The sequence below is a fragment of the Variovorax palleresanus genome (assembly GCF_051144945.1).
Classification (GTDB): Bacteria; Pseudomonadota; Gammaproteobacteria; order Burkholderiales; family Burkholderiaceae_C; genus Variovorax; species Variovorax paradoxus_S.
On record NZ_JBJNVP010000002.1, the window covers coordinates 3,662,898 to 3,685,718 of the forward strand.

The window sequence follows — 22,821 nt, forward strand, 5'->3', positions numbered from 1 at the left end:
CAGCACATGACGAGTTTCCTTTCCCTTCGCGGCATCGGCAAGTCCTTTGGCGCCACCCGCGTGCTTGACGGCATCGATCTCGACATCGAGCCCGGCGAATTCGTGTGCCTGCTCGGTCCCTCGGGTTGCGGCAAGACCACGCTGCTGCGCATCGTGTGCGGCATCGAGCGTGCCGACGGCGGGCAGATCCTGCTCGGCGGGCAGGACATCGCGGGCCTGCCGCCCGCGGCGCGCGGCTTTGGCGTGGTGTTCCAGTCGTATGCGCTGTTCCCCAACCTCACGGCGGCGCAGAACATCGCCTACGGCCTGCACCCCACCGGCGCACTCGCACGCGAGATGGCCAAGCGCTCGCGCGAGATGCTCGACCTGGTCGGCCTCGCCGCGCACGCCGACAAGTACCCCGTGCAGCTTTCGGGCGGCCAGCAGCAACGTGTCGCACTGGCGCGCGCGCTCGCGCCCAACCCGCGCCTGCTGCTGCTCGACGAGCCGCTCTCCGCGCTCGACGCACAGGTGCGCGCCAGCCTGCGCAGCGAGATCCGTTCGCTGCAGAAGCGACTGGGCATCGTCACCATCATGGTCACGCACGACCAGGAAGAAGCCCTCTCGATGGCCGACCGCGTGGTGCTGATGCACAACGGCCGCATCGAGCAGGCCGGCACGCCCGACGAGCTGTACCGCCAGCCGCGCACCCGCTTCGTGGCGGGCTTCGTCGGCCGCATGAACATGCTGCCCGCGACCGTGCTGGCCGATGGCAAGGTGCGCGTGCGCGACAGCGAACTGTTTTGTGCACCGGGCAACCTGAGTGTCGGTTCGCAGGCCACCGTGGGCATTCGCCCTGAGCACGTGGTGGTCAGGCGCTTCGGCACCGAGCTCGGCGCCAACAGCTTCGCGGCGCGCCTGGTCGATACCGAATTCTTCGGCAACCGCACCTCCGCGCGGCTGGTCTGCGAACCGCTCGGCATCGAGATCGAGGCCGAGCTGCCCGCCGATGCGCGCAACGGTGGCGACGAGCCGTTGGTGCCCAGCAGCATGGTGCACATCCAACTGCCCCTGAATGCACTCTCGGTGCTGGCGCACTGAGCCATGAGCAGCCTCCCCGAAGCCATCGCCGCTCGGCCGATGGCGATGGCGCGCAGCAGCGCCTTCGACCGCGAGCGCTGGCTGACGGGCGCGGCCGTCTCGCTGCTCGTGCTGCTGCTGGTCGTGATCGTCGCGCTGCCCGTCGGCGCGCTGGTCGGCCAGAGCTTCTTCGACCGCGCGGGCGCCTTCGTCGGCCTCGCGAATTTCGCGCGCTACCTCGACAACCCCGCGCTCGTGCAGTCGGCCTTCAACAGCCTGTGGCTCGCGGCGGTGAGCGCCGTGATCTGCACGGCCATCGCCTATGTGTACGCCTATGCGCTCACGCTGTCGTGCATGCCGGCCAGGGGCATGTTGCGTGCCGTGGCGCTCATTCCGCTGCTTGCGCCTTCGCTGCTGCCGGCCATCAGCCTGGTCTACCTGTTCGGCAACCAGGGGCTCTTCAAGGGGCTGCTGGGCGACGTGTCGATCTATGGCCCGCTCGGCATCGTGCTCGGTTCGGTGTTCTGGACACTGCCGCATGCGCTGCTGATTCTCACCACCGCCATGGCCACTTCCGATGGCCGTCTCTATGAAGCGGCGCAGACGCTTGGCGCCTCGCGCTGGCGCATCTTCCGCACCGTGACGCTGCCTTCCTCTCACTACGGGCTCATCGTGGCCGCGATGGTGGTATTCGTGCTGGTCATCACCGACTTCGGCGTGCCCAAGGTGGTCGGCGGCCAGACCGGCGTGCTCGCCACCGACATCTACAAGCAGGTGGTCGGCCAGCAGAACTTTCAGATGGGCGCCGTGGTCGGTCTGGTGCTGTTGATACCGGCGGTGCTTTCGTTCCTGGTCGAACGCCGCGTGCGCATAAGGCAGGCCGCGGCGCTCTCCGCACGCGCCACGCCCTACCAGCCCGAGCCCGTGGCATCGCGCGACCGCGCGCTGTTCGTGTTCTGCGGGCTCACGGCCTGCGCCATCCTCGTGATGATCGGCATGGCGGTGTTCGCATCGCTCGCCACCTACTGGCCCTACCAGCTCGCGCCGTCGCTGAAGAACTACGACTTCAGCAACATGGACGGCGGCGGCTGGGGCAGCTACCTCAACTCGCTGCGGCTCGCGTTGTGCGCCGCGGTCGCGGGCGCGCTCGTCACCTTCATCTCGGCCTATCTGGTGGAGAAGCCGCGGCACTTCGGCCTGCTGCGCGAGCTGCTCAACCTGCTCGCCAACCTGCCGCTCGCGGTGCCGGGGCTGGTGCTGGGCGTGGGCTACATCTTCTTCTTCATCTCGCCGTCGAATCCGCTGCACGGGCTGTATGGCGGCATGACGATCCTCGTCGTCTGCACCGTCGCGCACTTCTTCTCGGTGGCGCACCTCACCTCGCTCACCGCGCTGCGCCAGCTCGATCGCGAATACGAGCTGGTGTCCGAGTCGATGGGCGTGCCCTTCTGGCGCACCCTCTGGCGCGTGCACCTGCCGGTGGCGCTGCCCACGGTGCTCAACGTCGGTGGCTACTTCTTCGTCAACGCGATGACCACCGTGTCGGCCGTGGTGTTTCTCTACTCGCCGCAGACCACGCTGGCCGCCATCGCCGTGCTCAACATGGACGATGCCGGCGACGTGGCGCCCGCTGCCGCCATGGCCTCGCTGATCATGCTCACGGCCGCCGTCGGCCGCGGCGTGTTCGCGCTGGCCGGACATTGGACGCTCGAACGCACCCAAGCCTGGAGAAACCGGTAATGCCCGGAACACCTGACAACAAAGACAGTTTCGACCTGATCGTCGTCGGCGCCGGCATCGTCGGCCTGGCCCATGCCTACACCGCCGCGCAGCGTGGGCTCAAGGTCTGCGTGGTCGAGCGCGATGCGGCCTGCATCGGCGCATCGATCCGCAACTTCGGGTTCATCACCATCACCGGCCAGGCGCCGGGCGACACCTGGCGCCGCGCCATGCATTCCCGCGAGGTCTGGCAGGACATCGCACCGCAGGCCGGCATCGACATCGTGCACCGCAATCTCTGGCTTGCGGCCTACCGCAGCGAGGCACACGACGTGCTCGAAGCCTTCATGCGAACGCCGATGGGCGAAGCCTGCCAGCTGCTCGATGCGGCCGACGCGCAGGCCAAGGCGCCGGCGCTGAGCCTGGCCGATGCACGCTCGGTTCTCTTCAGCCCGCACGAGCTGCGCGTCGAATCGCGCACCGCCATCGGCCTGCTCGCGAAATGGCTGGCCGAAGTGCACGGCGTGGTGTTCCGCTTCGGGGAGACCGTGCACGAGGTGGAAACGCCGCGCGTGCGCACCTCGCGTGGCCTGCTCCGCGGCGAGCGCGTGGTGGTCTGCACCAACACCGATCTGCACGGCCTCTTTGCCGACCGCATTGCCGCCCACGACCTCACCCTGTGCCGCCTGCAGATGCTGCGCGTGAAACCCGAGGCGGGCTTTCGCCTGCCGGGCTCGGTGATGATGGACCTGAGCCTGGTGCGCTACGAGGGCTATAGCACCTTGCCCGAGGCGGCCGCATTGCGCGCGCGGCTGCAGGAGGAAGAGGCCGCATCCCTCGCGCACGGCATTCACCTGATCGTGGTGCAGAGCGCCGACGGCTCGCTGGTGGTCGGCGACTCGCATCACTATGGCGACGCGCCCGAGCCGTTTGCAATGGAAGAAGTCGACCGGCTCATCCTGCGCCACCTGCGCGGCACACTGAATCTCGAATCAGCGCAGATCACCGAACGCTGGACCGGTGTGTACCCCTCGTCCAAGACCACGCCCTGCGTGATCGATGCGCCCGACGAGGCCACGCGCGTGGTGCTGGTCACCAGCGGCACCGGCGCGAGCACGGGCTTCGGCATTGCGCACGACGTATTCATGACTTGGTAAGTATCTTCATATGAACGCCCACAACCACTCCAAGCTCCAGGCCGTCGTCTTCGACTGGGCCGGCACCATCATCGACTTCGGCTCTTGCGCGCCCATGGGCGCCTTCGTGAAGCTGTTCGAGCAGTTCGGCGTGGACATCAGCATTGCTGAAGCGCGCGGCCCCATGGGCATGGCCAAGTGGGACCATATCAAGGCGCTGGGCACGCTGCCGCGCATCGGGGCGCAGTGGGAAGCGAAGCAGGGCCATGCCTTCAACGATGCGGACGTGGACCACCTCCATGAAGTGTTCACGCCGATGAATGCCGCCAGCGTGCGCGACCATGCCGACTTCATTCCCGGCGCGCTCGACGCGGTGAACGCCGCGCGCGAACGCGGCCTCAAGATCGGCTCGACCACCGGCTACAACCGCCCGATCATGGAAGTGGTCGCGCCCATCGCGGCGGCCGGCGGCTACGCGCCCGACAACCTCGTGTGCGCCGGCGACCTCGCGGAAGGCCGTCCGTCGCCGCTCATGATGTACCGCTGCTTCGCCGACCTTGGCGTATGGCCGCCGCACACCGTGGTCAAGGTCGACGACACCGGCGTGGGCCTGCAGGAAGGCCTCAATGCCGGCACCTGGACCGTGGGCCTTGCGGTGAGCGGCAACGCGGTCGGCCTCACGCTCACCGAATGGCTGGCGCTCGATGCTGCACAGCAGCAGGAGCACCGCGAGCGCGCCACCGACCAGCTCCAGGCCGCAGGCGCTCACTACGTCATCGACAGCGTTGCCAACCTGCCGAACGTGCTCGAAGACATCGAGCGCCGGCTGCAAGGCGGCGAGCGGCCGGCAGCCGCCTGACGGTCGCCCGACGTTCCGATTCGGCACGGCGTCCGACTTGACTTGCAGGGCGGCGGGCATAGCATCCGCCGCATGAGAAGCACAGCCTTTGTTCTTCTGTTCTGCATCGGCCTGGTGATGGCCGGCTGCAACGACAAGCCCAAGCCGGGCGGGCCGGTGCCCAAGGCTTCGGTGGATGTCGTGATGCCGGCGCGGATCGTGGGTTGATTCGCCGCCATCGGGCGCGCGGGCGGCCACGTGCCGCCTGCCATTGCGCGCCCGCGCCTATGCGCCTGCGCTTCCGGGGGTATCCTCGGCGCGGAGAAAAACAATGAAGACCTCGGAGACGACCACCCATCAGGCGGACTCGCGCTATGCCATGCTGCGGCTCGGCCTCACGCTGCTGATCATGACGGTCGGCAGCAGCGGCATGTACGTGGTGTCCGTGATGCTGCCTGCCGTGCAGGCCGAGTTCGGCGTTGCCCGCGCCGATGCTTCGCTGCCGTACACGCTGCTGATGCTGGGCTTTGGCGTCGGCGGTGTGCTGATGGGACGGCTGGCCGATCGCTTCGGCGTGATGTGGCCCCTGCTGGGCGGTGCTGTCAGCCTGGGCCTCGGGTACGTCGCCTGCGGCATGGCCGACGGCATCGTGGCCTTCACCGTGGCGCAGGCGGTGCTGGTCGGCCTGCTTGGCAGTGCCGCGGCCTTTGCGCCGCTGGTGGCCGACACCTCGCTCTGGTTCGTCAAGCGGCGCGGCATTGCGGTGGCGGTGTGCGCGAGCGGCAACTATGTTGCCGGCGCCATCTGGCCGCCTATTGCGCAGCATTTCATCGAAACCGTGGGCTGGCGGCAGACCTACATCGGCATGGGTGTGTTCTGTGGCTTGGCGATGGCGGCGCTTGCGCTCTTCATGCGAGCCCGGCCGCCGGGCATCGCTATCGAGCCTGCCGGTTCGGCGCCTGCCATGGGGGTGGGCGCAGTGCGCAAGCGCGACATGACGCGGCCATTCGGCCTTAGCATGGGCACGGCGCAAGGCCTGCTGTGCGTGGCCGGCGTTGCCTGCTGCGTGGCCATGTCGATGCCGCAGGTGCACATCGTGGCCTATTGCAGCGACCTGGGCTACGGGGCCGCGCGCGGCGCGCAGATGCTGTCGCTGATGCTGGCCTTCGGCGTGGTGAGCCGGCTGGTATCGGGCGCCATCTGCGACCGCATCGGCGGCCTGCGCACGCTGCTCCTGGGCGGCGTGCTGCAATGCGTGGCGCTGCTGCTGTTCCTTCCCTTCGACGGCCTCGTGCCGCTCTACGTGATCTCGGCGCTGTTCGGGCTGTTCCAGGGCGGCATCGTGCCGTCTTACGCGATCATCGTGCGCGAGCACTTTCCGCCCGCCGAAGCCGGCGCGCGCGTGGGCACGGTGCTGATGTTCACGCTCTTCGGCATGGCGCTGGGCGGCTGGATGTCGGGCAAGGTGTTCGACCTGACCGGCAGCTACCACGCGGCGTTCCTGAACGGCATCGGATGGAACCTGCTGAACGTGAGCATCGCGGCGATGCTGCTGTTCAGGGTTCGGCATCTTCGGCTTCGCACCGCCGCGGCGTAGCGCCCTCAGAGATCGGCCAGGCCCATCGCCGGATCGCTCACCGTGTGCCGGCCGGTTTCCACCCGGCCGGCGAAGCGGCGCGAGTAGCTGGGGTCGGCATCGCAGGTGACCGCGAAGTCGTACCACTGTCCGCTGGCGGCAAGCTCCCAGTGCTGTTCGGCGGCGGCGCCGGCGGCGACTGTCGCGATCCACGGGCCGTCATCGCGATAGGCCTTGGCGCGCACCGTGAACTTGCAGGCCTTGGTGCCGCCGCTGCGCATTTCCAGGTAGACGTTGCCGTTGGCAATGTCGTAGCACACGCGCACTTCAGGGTTGGCGCCGTTCGTGCGCAGCGCATTGAGATCGCCCTTGAAGTGGCGGTGAAAGCCATTGGGGCCGAGCACCCAGAGGTCGTAGAAGCCGCTGTTGTCGGTTGCTGCGTTCCATGTGTCGTCGAGCGTCTTGCCGGGCTCGACCATGTAGCGGCGCGGCAGGCGGCCGAGGTTGAGCATGTCGTACACATGGAACACCGCGCCTGCCTTGCCCGTGTTGGCGAACAGCAATCGAACGGTGCCTGCCGCGGCGTCGGCGCGTGCGCTGGTGTGCAGCTCATAGGGCAGCGCACGCGAGGGCCGCGTGCCGGTGGCCTGGCGCGGCAACTGCGGATCGAGCGGCAGCGGGACCTGGCCCAGCGCCTCCTGGCTGAGCCGCAGCTGGTCGGCTTGGTCGCGGGTGCTGCGGCCGGCGAGCGTGGGCAGCGGCTCGTCGTTGGGATTGGCAAAGTTGAAGGCGCTCGTGAGGTCGCCGCACACCGCGCGGCGGAAGGCGCTGATGTTGGGCTCCTTCACGCCGAAGCGCGCCTCCAGGAAACGCAGCACGGAGGTGTGGTCGAAGGCTTGCGAGTTGACCCAGCCGCCGCGGCTCCATGGCGACACCACGTACATCGGCACGCGCGGGCCCGGGCCGTAGACACGGCCGTCGGGCGCAGGCTGCACGATGCTGCCGGGCGGCGCCGCATGCGTGAAGTATTCGGGGCCCAGGTCCGAATCGGGCAGCGTGGTCCTGCCGGCAAGGCTGCCATCGCCGACCGGCGAGGGGGCCGAGGGCGAGGGCAGGTGGTCGAAGTAGCCGTCGTTCTCGTCGAAGTTGACGAAGAGCACGGTCTTGCTCCACACCTCGGGCACGGCGGTGAGCGCATCCAGCACCTCTTGCAGGAACCACGCGCCCTGCACCGGGCTGGAGGGGCCCGGGTGCTCGCAGTAGATGGACGGCGCGTTCATCCAGCAGACCTGGGGCAGCTTGCCCTCGCGGATGTCGCGCTTGAAGGCGTCGAGGTAGTTCTCGGGCCGGGTGCCCGGCAGCGTATTGGCCACGCCCTTGTACAGCGGGTTCTTCGCGTTGTCCGTCGCCGCGTCGTAGGCGCGGTAGGGCAGCGGCTGGCCGGTATCGGCATAGGGTGTGTTCGGCTCGCCGCCGCTCGACACCGGAAAGCCCGAATCGAGGTTTGCCTGGCGGAACTGCCGGAAGGCGCCGAGCATGTTGTCGCCCCATTCGTCGGGCATGTTCTGGTAGCTGATCCAGCGTACGCCTGCTGCTTCGAGACGCTCGGCATAGGTCTTCCACGTGTAGCCGGTGCCCACCGACCCGGGGAGGCCGTCGATCCAGTCCCACTCGTTGCGCACGAAGGCCGTGCTGGTCGCGCCCGCGCCGTTGGTGCCGGTGAGATGGAACGAGCGATTGGCGTCGGTGCCGGTGTGCATGCTGCAGTGGTACGCATCGCAAAGCGTGAAGGCGTTGGCCAGCGCGAACTGGAACGGGATCTCCGCTTGCTTGTGATAGCCCATGGCCTTGGCGGTCTTGTAGCGCGGCCACTGGTACATGCGGCCGCTGTCCCAGGCGTTCTGGCTGTCGGCCCAGTCGTGGGGCGTGCCGCCGTCGCGCTGCGCGTTGCCCTTGCTGCTGTCCAGGTGGTAGGGCAGCACCAGCTTGCCGCCGGCATCGGTCTGCTGCCACACGTTCAATCCCTTGGGCAACGGGATGGTGAAGCGGTCGCCGAAGCCGCGCACGCCCATGAGCGTGCCGAGTAGTGGTCGAACGATCGGTTCTCCTGCATCAGGATGACGACATGCTCGACGTCCTGGATGGTGCCGGTCTTGTTGTTGGCGGGAATGGCAAGCGCGCGGCGAATGCTTGGCGGAAAGGCCGAGAGTGCGAGCGCGGCGGCACCGGTGGTGGCGGTGCCCGCGAGAAATTGGCGGCGGGAGGTCATTGCCGTGCAGCCATCACAGATCGGCCAGGCCCATGGCCGGGTCGCTCACCGTGTGCCTGCCGGTTTCCACCCGGCCGGCAAAGCGGCGCGCATAGCCCGCGTCGGCATCGCAGGCCACTTCGAAGTCGTACCACGCGCCGCTCGAGGCCAGGTCCCAGTGCAGCTCGGCCTTGGCGCCGCCCTGCACGGTCGCGGTCCACGGGCCGTCGCTTCGGTAGGCTTTGGCCCGCACGGTGAACTTGCAGGCGCTCTTGCCGCCGTTCCGCATTTCCAGGTAGACGTTGCCATTGGCGATGTCGTAGCACACGCGCACTTCGGGCGCGGCGGCATCGCCCGCGCGCAGCCGGTTGAGGTCGCCCTTGAAGTGGCGGTGAAAGCCGTTGGGGCCGAGCACCCACAGGTCGTAGAAGCCGCTGTTATCGGTCGCCGCGCTCCACGTGTCGTCGAGCGTCTTGCCGGGCTCGACCATGTAGCGGCGCGGCAGCCGGTCGAGGTTGAGCTTGTCGTAGACGTGGAACACCGCCGCCGCCTTGCCGGTGTTGGCGAACAGCAGTTGCACCTTGCCGCCGATGCTGTCGGCGCGCGCGCTGGTGTGCAGCTCGTAGGGCAGCGCGCGCGAGGGGCGAGTGCCCGTCGCCTGCCGCGGCAGCTGCGGATCGAGCGGCAGCGCAACCTGGGCCAGGGCTTCCTGGGACGCGCGCAGCTGGTCGGCCTCGGCCTTGCTCTTGCGGCCCGCCAGCGTGGGCAGCGGCTCGCCGTTGGGGTTGGCAAAGTTGAAGGCGCTCGTGAGGTCGCCGCACACCGCGCGGCGGAAGGCGCCGATGTTGGGCTCCATCACGCCGAAGCGCGATTCGATGAAGCGGATGACCGAGGTGTGGTCGAAGGCCTGCGAGTTGACCCAGCCGCCGCGGCTCCAGGGCGACACCACGTACATCGGCACGCGCACGCCCGGGCCGTAGACGCGGCCGTCGGGCGCAGGCTGGCTGGTGGTGCCAGGCGGGTTCGGATGGTTGAAGCGCTCGAAGGCAACGTCCGATGCGGGCAGCGTGGTCTTGCCGGCGGCCGTGCCGTCGGCGTTGAGCGATGGCGCCGCGGGTGAGGGGTAGTGGTCGAAGTAGCCGTCGTTCTCATCGAAATTGATGAAGAGCACGGTCTTGCTCCACACGTCGGGCACGGCGGTGAGCGCGTCCAGCGTTTCCTGGATGTACCAGCCGCCCTGCACCGGGCTCGACGGGCCGGGGTGCTCGGAATAGGTTGCCGGCGCGATGATCCACGACACCTGCGGCAGCTTGCCCTTCTTGATGTCCTGGCGGAACTGCTCGAGAAAACCGCCATCGGGCATGGTGTTGGCAATGCCCTTGTAGAGCGGATTGCCGGCGTCGTCGCTGGCCGGGTCGTAGGCGGGCGAGGCCACGTCGTTGCTCACGGGCTTGCCCGAGGCCTCGTTGGCGAGCCGGTATTGCTTGAAGCCGGCCAGCGGGTTGTCGCCGAAGTTCTCGGGCATGTTCTGGTAGACGATCCAGCTCACCTTGGCTTCCTGCAGCCGCTCGGGGTAGGTCTTCCACTCGAAGCCCTTGGCCGAGCTGTCGATCGAGTCCCACTCGTTGTTGACCGAAGCCACGTTCGCGCCGGTGGGGCCGTTGGTGCCGGTCCAGAGGAACATGCGGTTCGAATTTGTGCCGGTGTGCATGCTGCAGTGATAGCCGTCGCACAGGGTGAACGCGTTGGCGAGCGCGAACTGGAAGGGCAGCTCGGCCTCCTTGTAGTAGCCCATGGCCGCGTTGGTCTTGTAGCGCGACCACTGGTAGGTGCGCCCGCCGTCCCAGGCGTTCTGGCCATCGATCCACGAGTGCGGCGTGCCGCTCACGCGCTGTGCGTTGCCCTTGCGGCTGTCCAGGTGGTAGGGCAGCACCGGGTTGTCCGTGGCATCGCCCTGCTGCCAGACGTTGCGGCCCTTGGGCAGCGGAATGGTGAAGCGGTCGCCGAAGCCGCGCACGCCCATGAGCGTGCCGAAGTAATGGTCGAACGAGCGGTTTTCCTGCATCAGGATGACGATGTGCTCGACGTCCTGGATGGTGCCGGTCTTGTTGTTGGCCGGAATGGCGAGCGCGCGGCGAATGCTCGGCGGAAAGGCGGCGATGGCGAGCGCGGCGGCACCGGTGGTGGCCGTGCCCTGCAGGAATCTGCGGCGTGAGTTCATGGTCTTGTTGTCGTGTTCGGTCATGAGGTTTGGCAATGGGCGCTTCGATGGACGCTCAAGGCGCGCAGCGCATGTCGGGCTTGGTGCCGGTGTCGGGCGGGTTGCCGGGCGTTGCCGGCGTGCCGGTAGCCGGCGTTCCCGAGCCGGGCAGGAAGCCCGAGAAGCCGCCGCCGCCATCGCCGCCGCCGCAGGCGGAAAGAGCGCAAGCCAGGATCAGTGCGGGAACGAGCCGCACGGGCAGGGATGAAAGTCGCATGGTGGGTTCCTTGGAGTTGTCGCGTGTGGGCACTCGGATGCGGCAGAAAAATGGCGCCTCGAAGGCACCGCGCACCGGACAGACACAAGACTAGGGAGAACCCGTTACATCGCCATGAACGAGCGATGACAAGGCGAAAGGCGCCGAAGGCGCCAGGAGGACGAAGCACTGCGAAGGTGCCCGCCCCGGACGAGGCTCAATGCTCGTTGCTGATGCCGCTGGAGACGTGGCCGGCGGGCACGTGGCGTGCCGCGGCGTCGACGTGGCCGGTCTGGTCGTCGAAGAAGAAATCGGGTTCGAACTCGCGCAGGAATTCGCCCTTGGGCAGGCCGCCGAGGAACATGGCTTCGTCCACGCGGATGTTCCACTTCATGAGCGTGCGGATCGCGCGCTCGTGCGCGGGCGCGCTGCGCGCGGTGACCAGCGCGGTGCGTATGCGCATCTGCGCATTGCCGGCCATCTGCAGGCGATGCAGCGCGGTCAGCAAGGGCTTGAAGGGACCTTCGGGCAAGGGCAGATCGGCCTTGCTGAGTTCGTGGGCCTGGAAGGCATCGAGGCCCTCCGCCTGGAACACGCGCTCGGCTTCGTCGGAGAACAGCACCGCGTCGCCGTCGAAGGCAATGCGTACTTCGTTGGGCCACGCATCGCTGGCCTTCACAGATTCGACGAGCACCCGTGCGGCCGGAAAGCCTGCGACGAGGGCCTCGCGCACGTCTTCTGCATTGACCGACAGGAACAAGTGCGCGCGCAGCGGCCGCAGGTAGCCGAAGGGCGGGCGGCCTTGCGTGAACACGCCGCGCTGCAGCTTGATGTCGGCCGCCGCGCTGGAGCGGAAGATGCGCATGCCAGAGACCGGGTCGTTGCGCGAGAGGATCACCACCTCGACGCGCTGCACGCCGTCGTCGTTGAAGCGCAGCAGTTTGCGGATCAGCGAGTACGCGATGCCCGGCGCGGCCGGCACGTCGATGCGGTCGAGCTGCAGTTTCATGTAGCCCTCGTTGTCGCCGGCCTCGAAGATCCTGTTTTCTTCTTCGAGGTTGAACAGCGCGCGCGACGAGATCGCGACCACGAGTTTGTCTTCGAGCGTGACGGGCATGAGGTGCGGTGCTTCCTGGCGGCGTTACTTGACGAACTGGTTCAGCTGGATGATAGGCAGCATCACCGCCAGCACGATGAGCATCACCACGCCGCCCATGGCCACGATCAGCAAGGGCTCGAGAATGGTCGCCAGGTGCATCGCGCGGCGCTGCACTTCGGCGCCCAGCTGGTTGGCGGCGCGCTGCAGCATCAGCGGCAGCGTGCCGGTCTGTTCGCCCAGCCGCGCGAACATCGAGACCAGTCCCGGAAAACGTTTTTTCTGCGCCAGCGCCGAGGCCAGCGGCGCGCCTTCGCGCACCAGCACCAGCGCATCGAGCGCATCCGCGCGCATGGCGCGGTTGCCCAAGGTTTCGGAGGCCGCCTGCAGCGCGCGCAGGATCGGCACGCCGGCGGTTGCGAGCATGGCCAGCGTGCTGGCAAAACGCGCCGCGTTGTAGCCGCGCGCGAGCTTGCCGACCAGCGGCAGCTTGAGCCAGGCGGCATCGAACTTCAGCCGGAAAGCCTCTTGCGCCAGCGCGAGCCGTACGGCAATTGCGGCGAACAGCACGCCGCCGAGCATCCACCACCCGTAATTGCGCACCGCCGCACTCAGCGACAGCATCACCGTGGTGAGAAAAGGCAGCGACCGCTTGGTGCCCGCGAACACCTGCGCCACCTGCGGCACCACATAGCTCACGAGGAAGATCACGATCACGATCGCCACGAGAGTGACGATGGCCGGGTAGAGCGCCGCGCCGACGAGCTTCTGCTGCAGCGCCTGCCGTTCCTCGAGGTCGTCGGCGAGCCGGTCGAGCACGAGGCCGAGGTTGCCGCTTTGCTCGCCCGCGCCGATCACCGCGGTGTAGATGGGCGAAAACTCGCGGGGGTGAGCCGCCAGCGCACGTGCAAACGGCGAGCCCGCGTTGACTTCGGCGCGCAGCGATGCGACCAGGTTGCGCTGCGGCTCGGTCTCGGCTTCGTCGGTCAGTGCGGTCAATGCGCGTTCGAGCGGCAGGCCGGAGGACACGAGGCCCGCGAGCTGGCGCGTCCACACCGCGAGGCCGGTGGAGCTGAAAACCCTGGCACCGCCGCCGAGCCATCGGCGCAAGCCCCCGTTGCCGGTGCCGTTGACGTGGCTGCTGCCGACTGGCGTGACCGACAGCGGAATGAGCGCCTGCGCGCGCAACAGGCTGCGCGCGCTGCGCGCGGTGTCGGCCTCCAGCACGCCTTCGCGCGACTGGCCGCTGGCATCGATGGCTTCGAAGGAATAGGCGGGCATGGCGAAGTGAAGGACTGCTTATTCGCGCGTGACCCGCAGCAGCTCGGCGCGCGAGGTGATGCCGCCCTGCACCAGCCGTTCGCCGTCCTCGCGCATCGAGCGCAGGCCGCCGCGCGCGCCGGCTTCGAAGAGCAGGCTCTCGGCCGCCTTGCCATGAATGAGCGCCTGCACTTCATCGTTGGCCACCAGCAGCTCGAAGATGCCGGTGCGGCCCTGGTAGCCGGTCTGGCCGCAGGTCTCGCAGCCGGCGCCGCCGCAGCTGGTGCAGACCTTGCGCACCAGGCGCTGCGCGAGCACGCCCAGCAGCGACGAGCTCAGCAGGAAGGGCTCCACGCCCATGTCGGTGAGGCGTGTGACGGCGCTGACCGAGTCGTTGGTGTGCAGCGTCGCCAGCACGAGGTGGCCGGTGAGCGAGGCCTGGATGGCGATCTGCGCGGTTTCGAAGTCGCGGATCTCGCCGATCATGATCACGTCCGGGTCTTGCCGCAGGATGGCGCGCAAGGCCTTCGCGAAGGTGAGCTCGATCTTGGCGTTGATCTGCGTCTGGCCCACGCCTGGCAGCTCGTATTCGATGGGGTCTTCCACCGTCATGATGTTGCTGCGGCCCGCGTCGAGCCGGGCCAGCGCCGCATACAGCGTGGTGGTCTTGCCCGAGCCGGTGGGGCCGGTCACCAGGATGATGCCGTGCGGCTGCGCGATGAGGCGCTCGAAGCGCTCGAGCGTGTCGCCCTGCATGCCGACCGATTCGAGCGTGAGCTTCGATTCGGTCTTGTCCAAAAGGCGCAGCACCGCGCGCTCGCCGTGGGCGCTGGGCAGCGTGGAGACGCGCACGTCCACTGCGCGCGTGCCGATGCGCAGCGAGATGCGCCCGTCCTGCGGCAGCCGCTTCTCGGAGATGTCGAGGTCGGCCATGATCTTCAGGCGCGAGATCAGCGCGGCGTGCAGCGCGCGGTTGGGCTGCACCACTTCGCGCAGCGTGCCGTCGATGCGAAAGCGCACGGATGAGGTGCGCTCGTAGGGCTCGATGTGGATGTCGCTCGCGCCGTCGCGCGCGGCCTGCGTGAGCAGCGCGTTGAGCATGCGGATGATGGGCGCGTCGCCCGCGCTTTCCAGCAGGTCTTCGACGGCCGGCAGTTCCTGCATCATGCGCGAGAGGTCGGCGTCGCTCTGCACCTCGCTCACCACCGCGGCTGCGCTCGACTCGCCCTGTGCATAGGCCGCGCTGATGCGCTGCGCCAGCGGGCCGTCGGCCAGCACCTCGAAAGCCTGCACGCCGTACTTGCGCGTGACCTCGCCGAGTGCGCTGCGCGAGGGATGGCTCGACATCCACAGCGTGTAGTGGCCGTCGTCGGCTTCCTCGAGCAACAGTTGCTGGCTGCGTGCGAATGCGTAGGGCAGAGGATGGCGCATGGGCGGGTCAGGGCAGTTCGCGCGAGGTGGTCGGGTCGGCCGTGGGCGGCAGGGCGCCGCGCAACGGGCTCGGGCGCAGGGTGCGCGTGTCGGCCGGCGGGCGCGGCGGCGGAATGAGCTGCGTGCCCTGGATGCGCTCGCTGCTGGTGTTGCTGCTGCTGGTGCGATCGGCCGAGCGGGGCGGCGGTGCTTCGGGCAGCACGGGCGCGGAGTCGACGCCGCGCAGCATGATGTTGTCGGTGTTCGGCTGCGTGCGCTGCTGCATGCCGCGGATCTCGTCGTAGCGATCGTAGGCAAACGCTTCGGTGGAGGCGCCGTCGCGCATGACGGCAGGGCGCAGGAACATCATCAGGTTGCTCTTGGTGCGCGAGCGGATTTCGTTCTTGAACAGGTTGCCGAGCACCGGAATATCGCCGGCCACGGGCACCTTCTCGATCGTGTTGTTGTAGTCGTCCGAAAGCAAGCCGCCGAGCATGATGAGGCCGCCGTCTTCCACCAGCACGCTGGACTCGATGGAGCGCTTGTTGGTGGTGGGGCCGTTGGGGTTGCTGACCGTGTTCTGGTCGACCGTCGAGGTCTCCTGGAAGATCGTCATCTTCACGGTGCCGTTCTCGTTGATGGTCGGTCGCACGCGCAGCGTGAGGCCGACGTCCTTGCGCTCCACCGTGGTGAACGGGTTGATGCCCACCGAGCCCGAGGTGCTCGCGTACTGGCCGGTGACGAAGGGCACGTTCTGCCCGATGACGATCTTGGCCTCTTCGTTGTCCAGCGTCAGCAGGTTGGGCGTCGAGAGCACATTGGCGTCGCCGTCGCTGTTGAAGAAATTGGCGATCGCGCCCAGGATGTACTGGCCGCCGATCTTGCCGGCAATGCCGAGGTTCAGGCCGGTCGATGGCCGCACGTTGGCCACGTCGCGCGTGGCCAGGGCCTGCGTCAGCGCGAGGATGTTGGCGCTGGCCAGGCTCGAGTTGGTGCCGATGACCGCGTTGTTGCCCAGCGCGCTCTGCCACTGGACGCCGAAGTTGGCGGCCTTCTTGGCGCTGACCTCGACGATCAGCGCCTCGATCATGACCTGGGCGCGCCGTCCGTCGAGCTTGTCGATCACCGCGCGCATCTGGCGATATTGCGGCTCGGGCGCCGTGATGATCAGCGAGTTGGTTGACGGATCGGCCTGGATCTGTCCGCCAGTCGACGGCTGGTTGGCGTTGTTCAGCGGCGCATTGGCGGCCGCCGAGCCGCTTTGCCCGCCGAGGCTGGCCTGCTGCATGGCCTGCGGTGCGCTGGCCTGCGGCTGCACCTGCCCGCCGCCACCTGCGGCCCCCGGCGTGCCCTGTGTGCCCGGCAGCTGGTTGGCGGCCATGGCGGCGCGCAGCGTGGCCGCGAGGCGCACCGCGTCGGCGTTCTTCAGGTAGACCACGTAGATGTTGCCGGCCGCGCCGTTGCTGCTCTCGGCCGGGGCGCGGTCGAGCTTCTCGACCAGCGTGCGCACCAGCGAGGCCCGCGCCGGGTTGGCTGCGCGCAGGATGAGCGAGTTGCTGCGCGGATCGGCCAGCAAAGTGGTGCGAAACGACGCGTCGGCCGCGCCCGGTGCGGCGGCGCCCGGCGTTGCGCCTGAACCGCTGCCGTCCACCAGCCGCGTGATCAGCGGCAGCATGTCGGTGGCGACGGAGTGCTTGAGCGGGATCACCTCGATGTCGGACGCATTGGGCACGTCGAGCGCCGCGATGATGCGTGCCAGCCGGCGCATGTTGTCCGCGTAGTCGGTGATCACGAGCGAGTTGTTGCCCGGGTTCACGTTGATAGTGTTGTTGGGCGGAATGAGCGGGCGCAGCACCGGCAGCAGGCTGTTCGGCGATTCGTAGTTGAGCCTGAAGATCTGCGTGACGATTTGGTTGCCACCCACGGAGCCTGCGCTGGGCGTGGCGGTGTTGACGGTCTGGGTCTGGAGCTTGGCGTCCGCTTCGGGCACCACCTTGTAGAGCCCCTCGGCCTCCACCACCGCAAAGCCCTGCAGGCGCAGTGCGGACGCGAACTGGTTGAACGCGGCGGCCGGGGCGATGGCTCGGTCGGTGACGAGGTTCATCGTGCCCTTGACGCGCGGGTCGACCACCACGTCGCGGCCGGTGACCACGGCCATGGTGCGGGCCACGGCCTCGATGTCGGCGTTGGCGAAGTTGAGCGTGATGGGCTCGCCCCGGCGCGGCGCATCGGGACTGCCGGCCTGTGCGAACGCGGTCGGCACGGCCTGCATGAAGGTGGCGGCAATCAGCATCTGCGCTGCGAGTGCAACGATGCCGAGGCGGCTGCCGTGCGAAGTCAGTGGCTTCTTCATGATCAACCCAGGGTGATGATCGAACGCGCGTTCTCGCGCCGCCCGATGATGTTCAACAAATTGGAAAGCGCGTCTTCGCGGCCGGCTGCAGCGTTGGCTTCGCCATTGAAGCGAAAGGCGGTGCCGTTCCAGCTGCCGCTGCCGTTCAGCTGCAGGCTGCCTTCGCGCGTGCTCAAGAGCAGGCTCGGCCGGCTGCCGCCTTCGAGCGTGAGGCGGTAGCTGCCCATCGGCTTCAGGGTCGAAAGGCTCGACGACACGTCGGTGGCGTCGAGCGTCGCCTGGCCCGCGATGCGCAGCACGGGGCCGTCCCACTGCATCGACAGGGCCTTGGTGGAAAGGTCGAGCGTGCCCTCGAGCTTGAGCGTGTTCCAGGGCGCGCCCAGGCCGGCCAGCAAAGTGGCGGGCCAGCGCGAACTGCCGTCGCCCCATTGCAGCTGCATGCCGTCCGCGCGTGGGCTGGCCTTGAGTTCGAGCGGCCGGGCCGTGCAGCAGGGCAGGTCGAGCACCGCGAACATGCCGTTCCAGGTGGGCCGCATGCGCCAGTTGAGCGACCCGGGCAGCGACACCGCCTCGGCGCCGCCGGTACCGCTTGCCAGCACCACCGCGGCCGCACCGTTCCAGACCGTGCCGCGCGGGTTGACGAGCAGCAGCCGGCCCTGGCTCCAGCTCGACAGCGCCGCGGCCAGCCACCGGGCCGGTGCGAACAGAACGAGCGCGAGCAGTGCGCCAATCACGATGCCGAGTAGGGCCCAGCGCCAGCCGCGGCGCGGCGCCGGATCGGAAAGGGAAGGGCGCGTCACCATGGCGGGTGTGCTCAACGGGCCGCGGGCAGCGCCATCACCAGCGTGCCCTCCCAGCGCACCTTGGCGGGTTCGGGGTCCTTGTTGCTCGCGGCCGGCGGCGCGGCGGCCGCGCGGGTCAGGTGGGCTTCGCGCGGCACGGCATGGGCATTGCCGCGCGCCTGCGCGAGCCATTGGGCCAGGGCATCGGCCGGCACCGCGCGCAGCGTGACGGTGGCGGCGCCGTCGCCGCTGGCCGTCATGAGCTGGGCATTGCTTCCCAGGCTCTGGCGCACCGAGGTTTCGAGGGCGCGCAGTGCGTCGTCGCGGGTCAGGCGGGGCTGGGCTTGCAGCGCCTTGGCGCGGTTCTGCAAGGTGGCCATCTGCTGCAATTGCGCATCGAGCCGCGCGTGTTCGGCCCGCGCCGCGGCCAGCGTGCGCAGTGCGGGAGCGAGCGCAATCCACCACAGCAGCGCGAGCACGACGAGCCCGGCCGCGATGGCGAGCATGCGCCGCTCGCGCAGATCGAGGGAAGCCCAGCGGGCGCGGAGTTGTTCGGCGAAGTTCATCGGGAAGCCTCGGCCTGCACCAGCAGCAGATCGCCCTCGGCGCGCACGCTGTAGCCGCGCGGGCCCATGGCGCCCGAAAGCCGCGTGAGCTCCGAAGGCTGCAGGGCCAGGCCGCGCAGGCGCAGTTGGCCGGCGCTGTAGTCGATGGCGCTGGGCGTGCGGCCCGGCGGAAGGTTGGTGGCGAGCGCGCCGATCATCGGTTCGAAGTCGCTGCCCGCGACGTCGCCCACCGCCTGCTGCAGCGCCGCGACCTCGCGTGCCATCTGCACCGGCGCATCGACCACCAGTTTCACGGCAGGAAAGGTCTGGGTCAGCATGGTCTTGACGGCCTGCCGCTTGGCCTCGAGTGCATTGCGCTCCTTCCAGGCCCAGGCGTTGAGGCCGATCAGCTGGGTCAGCAGCAAGGCGATGACGCCCCAGCGCGCGGCGCGCCACTCGGGTGCATAGCGCAGCGTCTGGACCACGGATGCGAATTTCTTGCCGGCGCGGGCGCGGCCCGTGACGGCAAGGTCGAACTGCGCGAGCTCCCACGGCGAGCGCGCAGCCTGGAGCCAGCGTTGCGGTGCCTGCACGATGGGCAGGCGGCGCTCGAGCAGATGCTCGGCGGCCTCGGCGACGGCGGGTTCGGCGGCGATGACGGCGGTGTCGAGCGGCAGGCTGCCGGCGAGAGCCAGCCCGGCACCCGCCAGCGGCAGCGAGACCACGCCGTCGGCATCGCACACCGTGAGCTGCGGCGCCTCGGCCTCGCCGGTGACCTGCAGCAGCGGCGGGCCGTCCGCAGGCTGCGGCGCGAATTCAGGAACGATGCGCACCACGCGCCGCCCCGCCGATTCGAGGCCCTGGACGAGGCTGCGCAGCCAGATGCGGTTGCAGGCCGCCACCCAGACCGGCGGGCCGGCCTTGGCCTCGGGTTCGAGCGCGAAATGCAAGGCTTCGGGCTCGTCCAGCAACTGCTCCTCGAGCAGTCCGTCGAGCACGGCGCGCAGTTTCGAGGTGCTGCCCATGCTGCCCTTGGGCAGGGTGACCCGGTGCCAGGAAAGCGCCGCCGCGGGAATGCCGAGCATGACTTCCGTGCTTGCCGGCAACAGCGCGAGCAACGCGCGGCCGTGGTCGTGCAACGCGATGCCGTCGTCCCCTGCCTGGGCCCAGTCGTACTCGCCGGCGGTATCGGCCGGAGGAAGGGGGGCAATGAGCAGCAGCGGGGTCATTTCGATTTGGGAAGGGCGGGTGATTGTAGGGTCGCGCTTATTGCATGAGTGCTACTTTATTTGTAGCGTGTGACGTAGATGCGACGGGGGTTGGACGATTTTTTTGGTGCAAGAAATTGGCAGAGGAAGCCGTGACTCAGGGTTTAGCCGGAGAGGCGGTCATGCCGGCCCCGCGATTGCGCCAGATCGTCTTCACGGTAATGCCGTCGCGTTGCAGGAGCGAGCGTTCTTCCACCCAGGTGCGGTCGAGCCGCAGCTTGCCGTAGACCTCGAAGAACTGGGTGCTCACGCTGTGCTGGTTGGCGTTGAACTGGGTGCCGCCGTTGGGAAGGGCGGTGTTGGCGTCGGCGATCTGCTTGAAGAACGAGCGGGTGCGTTTTTCCACCACCTGGCGCGCATCGCTGATGCTCAGCGAAGGCAGGCTGGCGCTGATGGCCTCGGCACTCGCGGTGTTGATGTTGAGCGGCGTGCGTATCGGGAGGATCGTCACGTAGGGCTCGAGGGCGGCCGCGGTGGAGGGCGAAAGGCCGAGCCACACCAGCTGCGAAACCTCCTGCGGCATCAGCGGCGCCGCGCCGGCATCGCCGCCGCCCGCGGCGTCGGTACCGGTGGCGAGCGCGCGCACCAGCGAGGCGGTCATCACGCTGAGCTCCGAAGCCGGCAGGCCGAGGATGTTGAACAGCTTGGTGAAGGTGGCGACGCTCGCGGGCACCGGCTTGTTGCCGTCGACCAGCGACAGCACGTTGAGCTTGGATTGCGCATCGACGATGCGGCCCGACAGAAAGGCGTCGGGCAGCCCTTCGAGGTTGTCGCTGGCCACGTTTTTCTCGGCCGAGAGAAAGCTGGCGAGCCTTGCTTCCGCGAGCGGCACGGCCCAGGGTTCGGCCAGGTGGTCGGGCCCGCCGGTGAGGGCGTCTTCGCGCAGGATCAGGCGCGACCAGTCGAGCGCGCCGACCAGCACCCACGCCGCCTGCACGCGTCCGCGCTCGGCGGCCTCGACTTCGGACGAGCGCCATTGCTGCCACAGCGCGGCGGCGGAAAAGGTGGCGACCAGCATCACGGTCAGCATGGCTGCGAGCAGCGCGGCGCCGGACTGGCGGCCGGCACTTGCGCGCGGGCGGCTCGCAGAGGAAGGGAGAGGCGTCGTCACGATCGCGGCGCTCCCACCGTCGGCTTGACCCAGTCGCGCGTGATGGCGCCCGCCAGTCCGTCGCCGGGCGACAGGTTCAGCACCAGGCGAACGCCGTCGGGCATGTTCACGATGGCGCCTGTGGGGTTGGCCGGGTTCGCAGGGTTGGACGTGCCGCTCGGCAATTCGCCCGCCGGAGTCCAGGTGTTCTCGCGGAAATAGAAGAGCTGCCAGCCGTCGACCGGCATCAGGGCGGTTTCTCCGCCGCCGCCTTCCTGTGCCCAGGAGGCGGCCATGTTCCAGGCCTGCTGCCATTCGCCGCGCGTGCTGAAGGGCTGCGATTGCCAGCGCCGCCAGCGGGTGCCGTCGACTCCCGAGCGCAGCGTCCACGCCACCACCAGCATGGCCGGTGCGGCCGCATCGCTGCTGCGGCGCGTGAGCCGCAGCACGCGGCCGTTCCAATCGATGGGGCGGGTTTGCGCGAGCGCGGTCACGGCGTCGAGGTCGGCGCTCCATTGCGCGAGCGTGGTCTGCAGCGTCAGCACCGCGTCGGCGCGCTGCTGGTTCTGCGTGGTGGCGCGCGACATGGCGTCGAGCCCGCGCCAGCTCACGATCGCAAGCAGCGCCATGACGGCAATGGCCACCAGCAGCTCGATCAGGGTGAAACCCCCGCGGGTTCGCCGGTTTGCGAAGCGGTGCATCAGAAGCGGCCCACCACGGTCGAGATGCGCAGCACCGGCGCGTTGGCCTCATCGCGCACCTGCACGTCGACGCGCCGGAAGTTCGGGTTGAGCGTGGCGATGGTGGAGGTGGTCACGTTGAAGGAAACGCCGGCCTGCACGCAGATGGAGCCCGAATCGCCCACGGCCGGCATTTGCCGAGCCAGGCGCGCCTTGGCGAGTTCGTTTTCTGCGCACAGGTCGGCCAGCAGCAGGTCGGACTGGCGCTGCGCGTTGCGGGTCAGCGACATGGTGGCCTGCGACCCGGCCGCCAGCGCCAGCGCGACGATGCCGAGCGCAATCAGCACTTCGATCAGCGTGAATCCGCCGCATGCCGACCGGCGCCCGGTTGTCATGGCGTGCTCACGGTGAAGGGTCGCAGGCCGTCGGTGGCAACGCGCAGCGAACGTGCGGGCGGGCCTTCGGAATAAAGAACGATCTGCTGCGCGGCAATGATCGGATCGGGCCCGAGCAGCACGGCCGGAATCGGCGCGCCGTTGGCCAGCGCGGCCTGGGCGCTGATGCCGCTGGTGGCCCAGCCGTTGGGCAAGGCGTCGGGCGGCAGGCCCTCGAACACGAAGCTGCCGCCTTCCACCAGGCGCCATCGCACCGCGACGCCGCTTGCGCGCGACTGGGCGCGCGCCGATTCGAGCAGCGCCGCCAGCCGGTCGGCCTCGCGGTCGAGCCGGGCCGCGCTGCTGTCGCGCATCGCGAAGGTCACGCTGGCGGTGGCCATCGCGATGATCGCGATCACCACGATCAGCTCGAGCAGCGTGAAGCCGCCGGTGCGCCTACTGCCAGCTGCCGATGTCGGCATTCTTGCCCTCGCCACCGGCCTGGCCGTCGGCGCCAAGCGAGAGCACGTCGATTTCGCCCTTGATGCCCGGGTTCATGTATTGGTACGGATGGCCCCACGGATCGTTGGGCAGCTTTTCGACGTACGGCTTCCAGTTGGGCGCGGCCGGGCCGGCGGTGGGGCGCACGAGCAGCGCCTGCAGGCCTTGCTCGGCGGTGGGATAGCGCTGGTTGTCCAGGCGATAGAGCTTGAGCGCCTGCATCAGGTTGTTGATGTCGGTCCTTGCGGCGGTCACGCGGGCGTCGTCCGCGCGCTCGATCACGTTTGGCACGATCAGCGCGGCAAGGACGCCGATGATGACCAGAACCACCATCAATTCGATCAGCGTGAATCCGCGCTGGGCGGTGCGGGTGGCGGCGCGAAGGATTTTTTTCATAGCTTGGATGACATGGTTCGGAAGGCGCGCTGCA

Annotated in this window: 20 protein-coding genes and 1 pseudogene; 6 read left to right on the forward strand and 15 right to left on the reverse strand. The window is 68.6% G+C overall.

All coding sequences use genetic code 11. The features are described 5' to 3' along the window. The first annotated feature begins 6 nt into the window (after positions 1–6). The 6 genes from ACJ7Z0_RS21005 (at position 7) to ACJ7Z0_RS21030 (ending at position 6,349) form a co-directional block, all read left to right on the forward strand. On the forward strand, positions 7–1,080 hold the full coding sequence (locus ACJ7Z0_RS21005) for an ABC transporter ATP-binding protein (RefSeq protein ID WP_434791388.1): 1,074 nt from the start codon (positions 7–9) through the stop codon (positions 1,078–1,080). A 3-nt stretch (positions 1,081–1,083) separates the two neighbouring features. Continuing rightward, positions 1,084–2,799 carry a putative 2-aminoethylphosphonate ABC transporter permease subunit gene (locus ACJ7Z0_RS21010; protein WP_434791389.1) on the forward strand — a complete coding sequence of 572 codons (1,716 nt, stop codon included), beginning with the start codon at positions 1,084–1,086 and terminating at the stop codon, positions 2,797–2,799. Further along, positions 2,799–3,935 carry a TIGR03364 family FAD-dependent oxidoreductase gene (locus ACJ7Z0_RS21015; RefSeq protein WP_434791390.1) on the forward strand — a complete coding sequence of 379 codons (1,137 nt, stop codon included), beginning with the start codon at positions 2,799–2,801 and terminating at the stop codon, positions 3,933–3,935. The genes ACJ7Z0_RS21010 and ACJ7Z0_RS21015 overlap by 1 nt, the downstream gene beginning before the upstream one ends. Before the next feature lie 10 nt (positions 3,936–3,945). After that, positions 3,946–4,773 carry a phosphonoacetaldehyde hydrolase gene (gene phnX / locus ACJ7Z0_RS21020; protein WP_434791391.1) on the forward strand — a complete coding sequence of 276 codons (828 nt, stop codon included), beginning with the start codon at positions 3,946–3,948 and terminating at the stop codon, positions 4,771–4,773. A 72-nt stretch (positions 4,774–4,845) separates the two neighbouring features. Continuing rightward, positions 4,846–4,980: a hypothetical protein gene (locus ACJ7Z0_RS21025; protein ID WP_431124502.1), complete on the forward strand. Its 135-nt coding sequence runs from the start codon at positions 4,846–4,848 to the stop codon at positions 4,978–4,980. Between the two features lie 103 nt (positions 4,981–5,083). Further along, positions 5,084–6,349: an MFS transporter gene (locus tag ACJ7Z0_RS21030; protein ID WP_434791392.1), complete on the forward strand. Its 1,266-nt coding sequence runs from the start codon at positions 5,084–5,086 to the stop codon at positions 6,347–6,349. A 5-nt stretch (positions 6,350–6,354) separates the two neighbouring features. On the opposite strand, the pseudogene ACJ7Z0_RS21035 reads toward ACJ7Z0_RS21030, so the two are convergent. From ACJ7Z0_RS21035 to gspG, 15 genes and pseudogenes are all read right to left on the reverse strand, one after another. Beyond that, positions 6,355–8,597: pseudogene (locus ACJ7Z0_RS21035) on the reverse strand (phosphocholine-specific phospholipase C). A gap of 13 nt (positions 8,598–8,610) precedes the next feature. Continuing rightward, positions 8,611–10,797, reverse strand: a complete 2,187-nt coding sequence (locus ACJ7Z0_RS21040; protein WP_434792701.1) for a phosphocholine-specific phospholipase C — start codon at positions 10,795–10,797, stop codon at positions 8,611–8,613. Between the two features lie 55 nt (positions 10,798–10,852). Next, the gene (locus ACJ7Z0_RS21045; RefSeq protein ID WP_434791393.1) at positions 10,853–11,053 is read right to left on the reverse strand and encodes a hypothetical protein; all 201 of its coding nucleotides are present in this window, start codon (positions 11,051–11,053) and stop codon (positions 10,853–10,855) included. 196 nt (positions 11,054–11,249) lie between these two features. Further along, positions 11,250–12,149, reverse strand: a complete 900-nt coding sequence (locus ACJ7Z0_RS21050) for a 5'-nucleotidase (protein ID WP_434791394.1) — start codon at positions 12,147–12,149, stop codon at positions 11,250–11,252. Positions 12,150–12,173: 24 nt separating this feature from the next. After that, complete coding sequence (gspF, locus tag ACJ7Z0_RS21055; protein ID WP_434791395.1) at positions 12,174–13,409, reverse strand: type II secretion system inner membrane protein GspF; 1,236 nt, start codon at positions 13,407–13,409, stop codon at positions 12,174–12,176. A gap of 18 nt (positions 13,410–13,427) precedes the next feature. Beyond that, the gene (gene gspE / locus ACJ7Z0_RS21060) at positions 13,428–14,819 is read right to left on the reverse strand and encodes a type II secretion system ATPase GspE (protein ID WP_434791396.1); all 1,392 of its coding nucleotides are present in this window, start codon (positions 14,817–14,819) and stop codon (positions 13,428–13,430) included. Positions 14,820–14,826: 7 nt separating this feature from the next. Continuing rightward, positions 14,827–17,151 (reverse strand): type II secretion system secretin GspD, encoded by a 2,325-nt coding sequence (gene gspD, locus ACJ7Z0_RS21065; RefSeq protein WP_434791397.1) that lies wholly within the window; start codon positions 17,149–17,151, stop codon positions 14,827–14,829. Positions 17,152–17,153: 2 nt separating this feature from the next. Beyond that, complete coding sequence (gene gspN, locus ACJ7Z0_RS21070) at positions 17,154–17,954, reverse strand: type II secretion system protein N (protein WP_434791398.1); 801 nt, start codon at positions 17,952–17,954, stop codon at positions 17,154–17,156. 11 nt (positions 17,955–17,965) lie between these two features. After that, positions 17,966–18,499 (reverse strand): type II secretion system protein M, encoded by a 534-nt coding sequence (locus tag ACJ7Z0_RS21075; protein WP_434791399.1) that lies wholly within the window; start codon positions 18,497–18,499, stop codon positions 17,966–17,968. After that, the gene (gene gspL / locus ACJ7Z0_RS21080; protein WP_434791400.1) at positions 18,496–19,707 is read right to left on the reverse strand and encodes a type II secretion system protein GspL; all 1,212 of its coding nucleotides are present in this window, start codon (positions 19,705–19,707) and stop codon (positions 18,496–18,498) included. Before gspL ends, ACJ7Z0_RS21075 begins: the two co-directional genes overlap by 4 nt. A gap of 136 nt (positions 19,708–19,843) precedes the next feature. Next, positions 19,844–20,857, reverse strand: coding sequence for a type II secretion system minor pseudopilin GspK (gspK, locus tag ACJ7Z0_RS21085; RefSeq protein WP_434791401.1), 1,014 nt, complete (start codon positions 20,855–20,857; stop codon positions 19,844–19,846). Next, the gene (locus ACJ7Z0_RS21090; protein WP_434791402.1) at positions 20,854–21,537 is read right to left on the reverse strand and encodes a PulJ/GspJ family protein; all 684 of its coding nucleotides are present in this window, start codon (positions 21,535–21,537) and stop codon (positions 20,854–20,856) included. The genes gspK and ACJ7Z0_RS21090 overlap by 4 nt, the downstream gene beginning before the upstream one ends. Further along, the gene (gspI, locus tag ACJ7Z0_RS21095; protein ID WP_431124468.1) at positions 21,537–21,911 is read right to left on the reverse strand and encodes a type II secretion system minor pseudopilin GspI; all 375 of its coding nucleotides are present in this window, start codon (positions 21,909–21,911) and stop codon (positions 21,537–21,539) included. The genes ACJ7Z0_RS21090 and gspI overlap by 1 nt, the downstream gene beginning before the upstream one ends. After that, complete coding sequence (locus ACJ7Z0_RS21100) at positions 21,908–22,372, reverse strand: GspH/FimT family pseudopilin (RefSeq protein ID WP_434791403.1); 465 nt, start codon at positions 22,370–22,372, stop codon at positions 21,908–21,910. The genes gspI and ACJ7Z0_RS21100 overlap by 4 nt, the downstream gene beginning before the upstream one ends. Further along, the gene (gene gspG / locus ACJ7Z0_RS21105) at positions 22,347–22,787 is read right to left on the reverse strand and encodes a type II secretion system major pseudopilin GspG (RefSeq protein ID WP_307580078.1); all 441 of its coding nucleotides are present in this window, start codon (positions 22,785–22,787) and stop codon (positions 22,347–22,349) included. The genes ACJ7Z0_RS21100 and gspG overlap by 26 nt, the downstream gene beginning before the upstream one ends. Positions 22,788–22,821 lie beyond the last annotated feature (34 nt).

Bases quoted from the DNA above. Each gene is read 5' to 3' on its own strand.
- ACJ7Z0_RS21005 (WP_434791388.1), top strand. From the start codon at position 7: ATGACGAGTTTCCTTTCCCTTCGCGGCATCGGCAAGTCCTTTGGCGCC.
- ACJ7Z0_RS21010 (WP_434791389.1), top strand. From the start codon at position 1,084: ATGAGCAGCCTCCCCGAAGCCATCGCCGCTCGGCCGATGGCGATGGCG.
- ACJ7Z0_RS21015 (WP_434791390.1), top strand. From the start codon at position 2,799: ATGCCCGGAACACCTGACAACAAAGACAGTTTCGACCTGATCGTCGTC.
- phnX (WP_434791391.1), top strand. From the start codon at position 3,946: ATGAACGCCCACAACCACTCCAAGCTCCAGGCCGTCGTCTTCGACTGG.
- ACJ7Z0_RS21025 (WP_431124502.1), top strand. From the start codon at position 4,846: ATGAGAAGCACAGCCTTTGTTCTTCTGTTCTGCATCGGCCTGGTGATG.
- ACJ7Z0_RS21030 (WP_434791392.1), top strand. From the start codon at position 5,084: ATGAAGACCTCGGAGACGACCACCCATCAGGCGGACTCGCGCTATGCC.
- ACJ7Z0_RS21040 (WP_434792701.1), bottom strand. From the start codon at position 10,797: ATGAACTCACGCCGCAGATTCCTGCAGGGCACGGCCACCACCGGTGCC.
- ACJ7Z0_RS21045 (WP_434791393.1), bottom strand. From the start codon at position 11,053: ATGCGACTTTCATCCCTGCCCGTGCGGCTCGTTCCCGCACTGATCCTG.
- ACJ7Z0_RS21050 (WP_434791394.1), bottom strand. From the start codon at position 12,149: ATGCCCGTCACGCTCGAAGACAAACTCGTGGTCGCGATCTCGTCGCGC.
- gspF (WP_434791395.1), bottom strand. From the start codon at position 13,409: ATGCCCGCCTATTCCTTCGAAGCCATCGATGCCAGCGGCCAGTCGCGC.
- gspE (WP_434791396.1), bottom strand. From the start codon at position 14,819: ATGCGCCATCCTCTGCCCTACGCATTCGCACGCAGCCAGCAACTGTTG.
- gspD (WP_434791397.1), bottom strand. From the start codon at position 17,151: ATGAAGAAGCCACTGACTTCGCACGGCAGCCGCCTCGGCATCGTTGCA.
- gspN (WP_434791398.1), bottom strand. From the start codon at position 17,954: ATGGTGACGCGCCCTTCCCTTTCCGATCCGGCGCCGCGCCGCGGCTGG.
- ACJ7Z0_RS21075 (WP_434791399.1), bottom strand. From the start codon at position 18,499: ATGAACTTCGCCGAACAACTCCGCGCCCGCTGGGCTTCCCTCGATCTG.
- gspL (WP_434791400.1), bottom strand. From the start codon at position 19,707: ATGACCCCGCTGCTGCTCATTGCCCCCCTTCCTCCGGCCGATACCGCC.
- ACJ7Z0_RS21090 (WP_434791402.1), bottom strand. From the start codon at position 21,537: ATGCACCGCTTCGCAAACCGGCGAACCCGCGGGGGTTTCACCCTGATC.
- gspI (WP_431124468.1), bottom strand. From the start codon at position 21,911: ATGACAACCGGGCGCCGGTCGGCATGCGGCGGATTCACGCTGATCGAA.
- ACJ7Z0_RS21100 (WP_434791403.1), bottom strand. From the start codon at position 22,372: ATGCCGACATCGGCAGCTGGCAGTAGGCGCACCGGCGGCTTCACGCTG.
- gspG (WP_307580078.1), bottom strand. From the start codon at position 22,787: ATGAAAAAAATCCTTCGCGCCGCCACCCGCACCGCCCAGCGCGGATTC.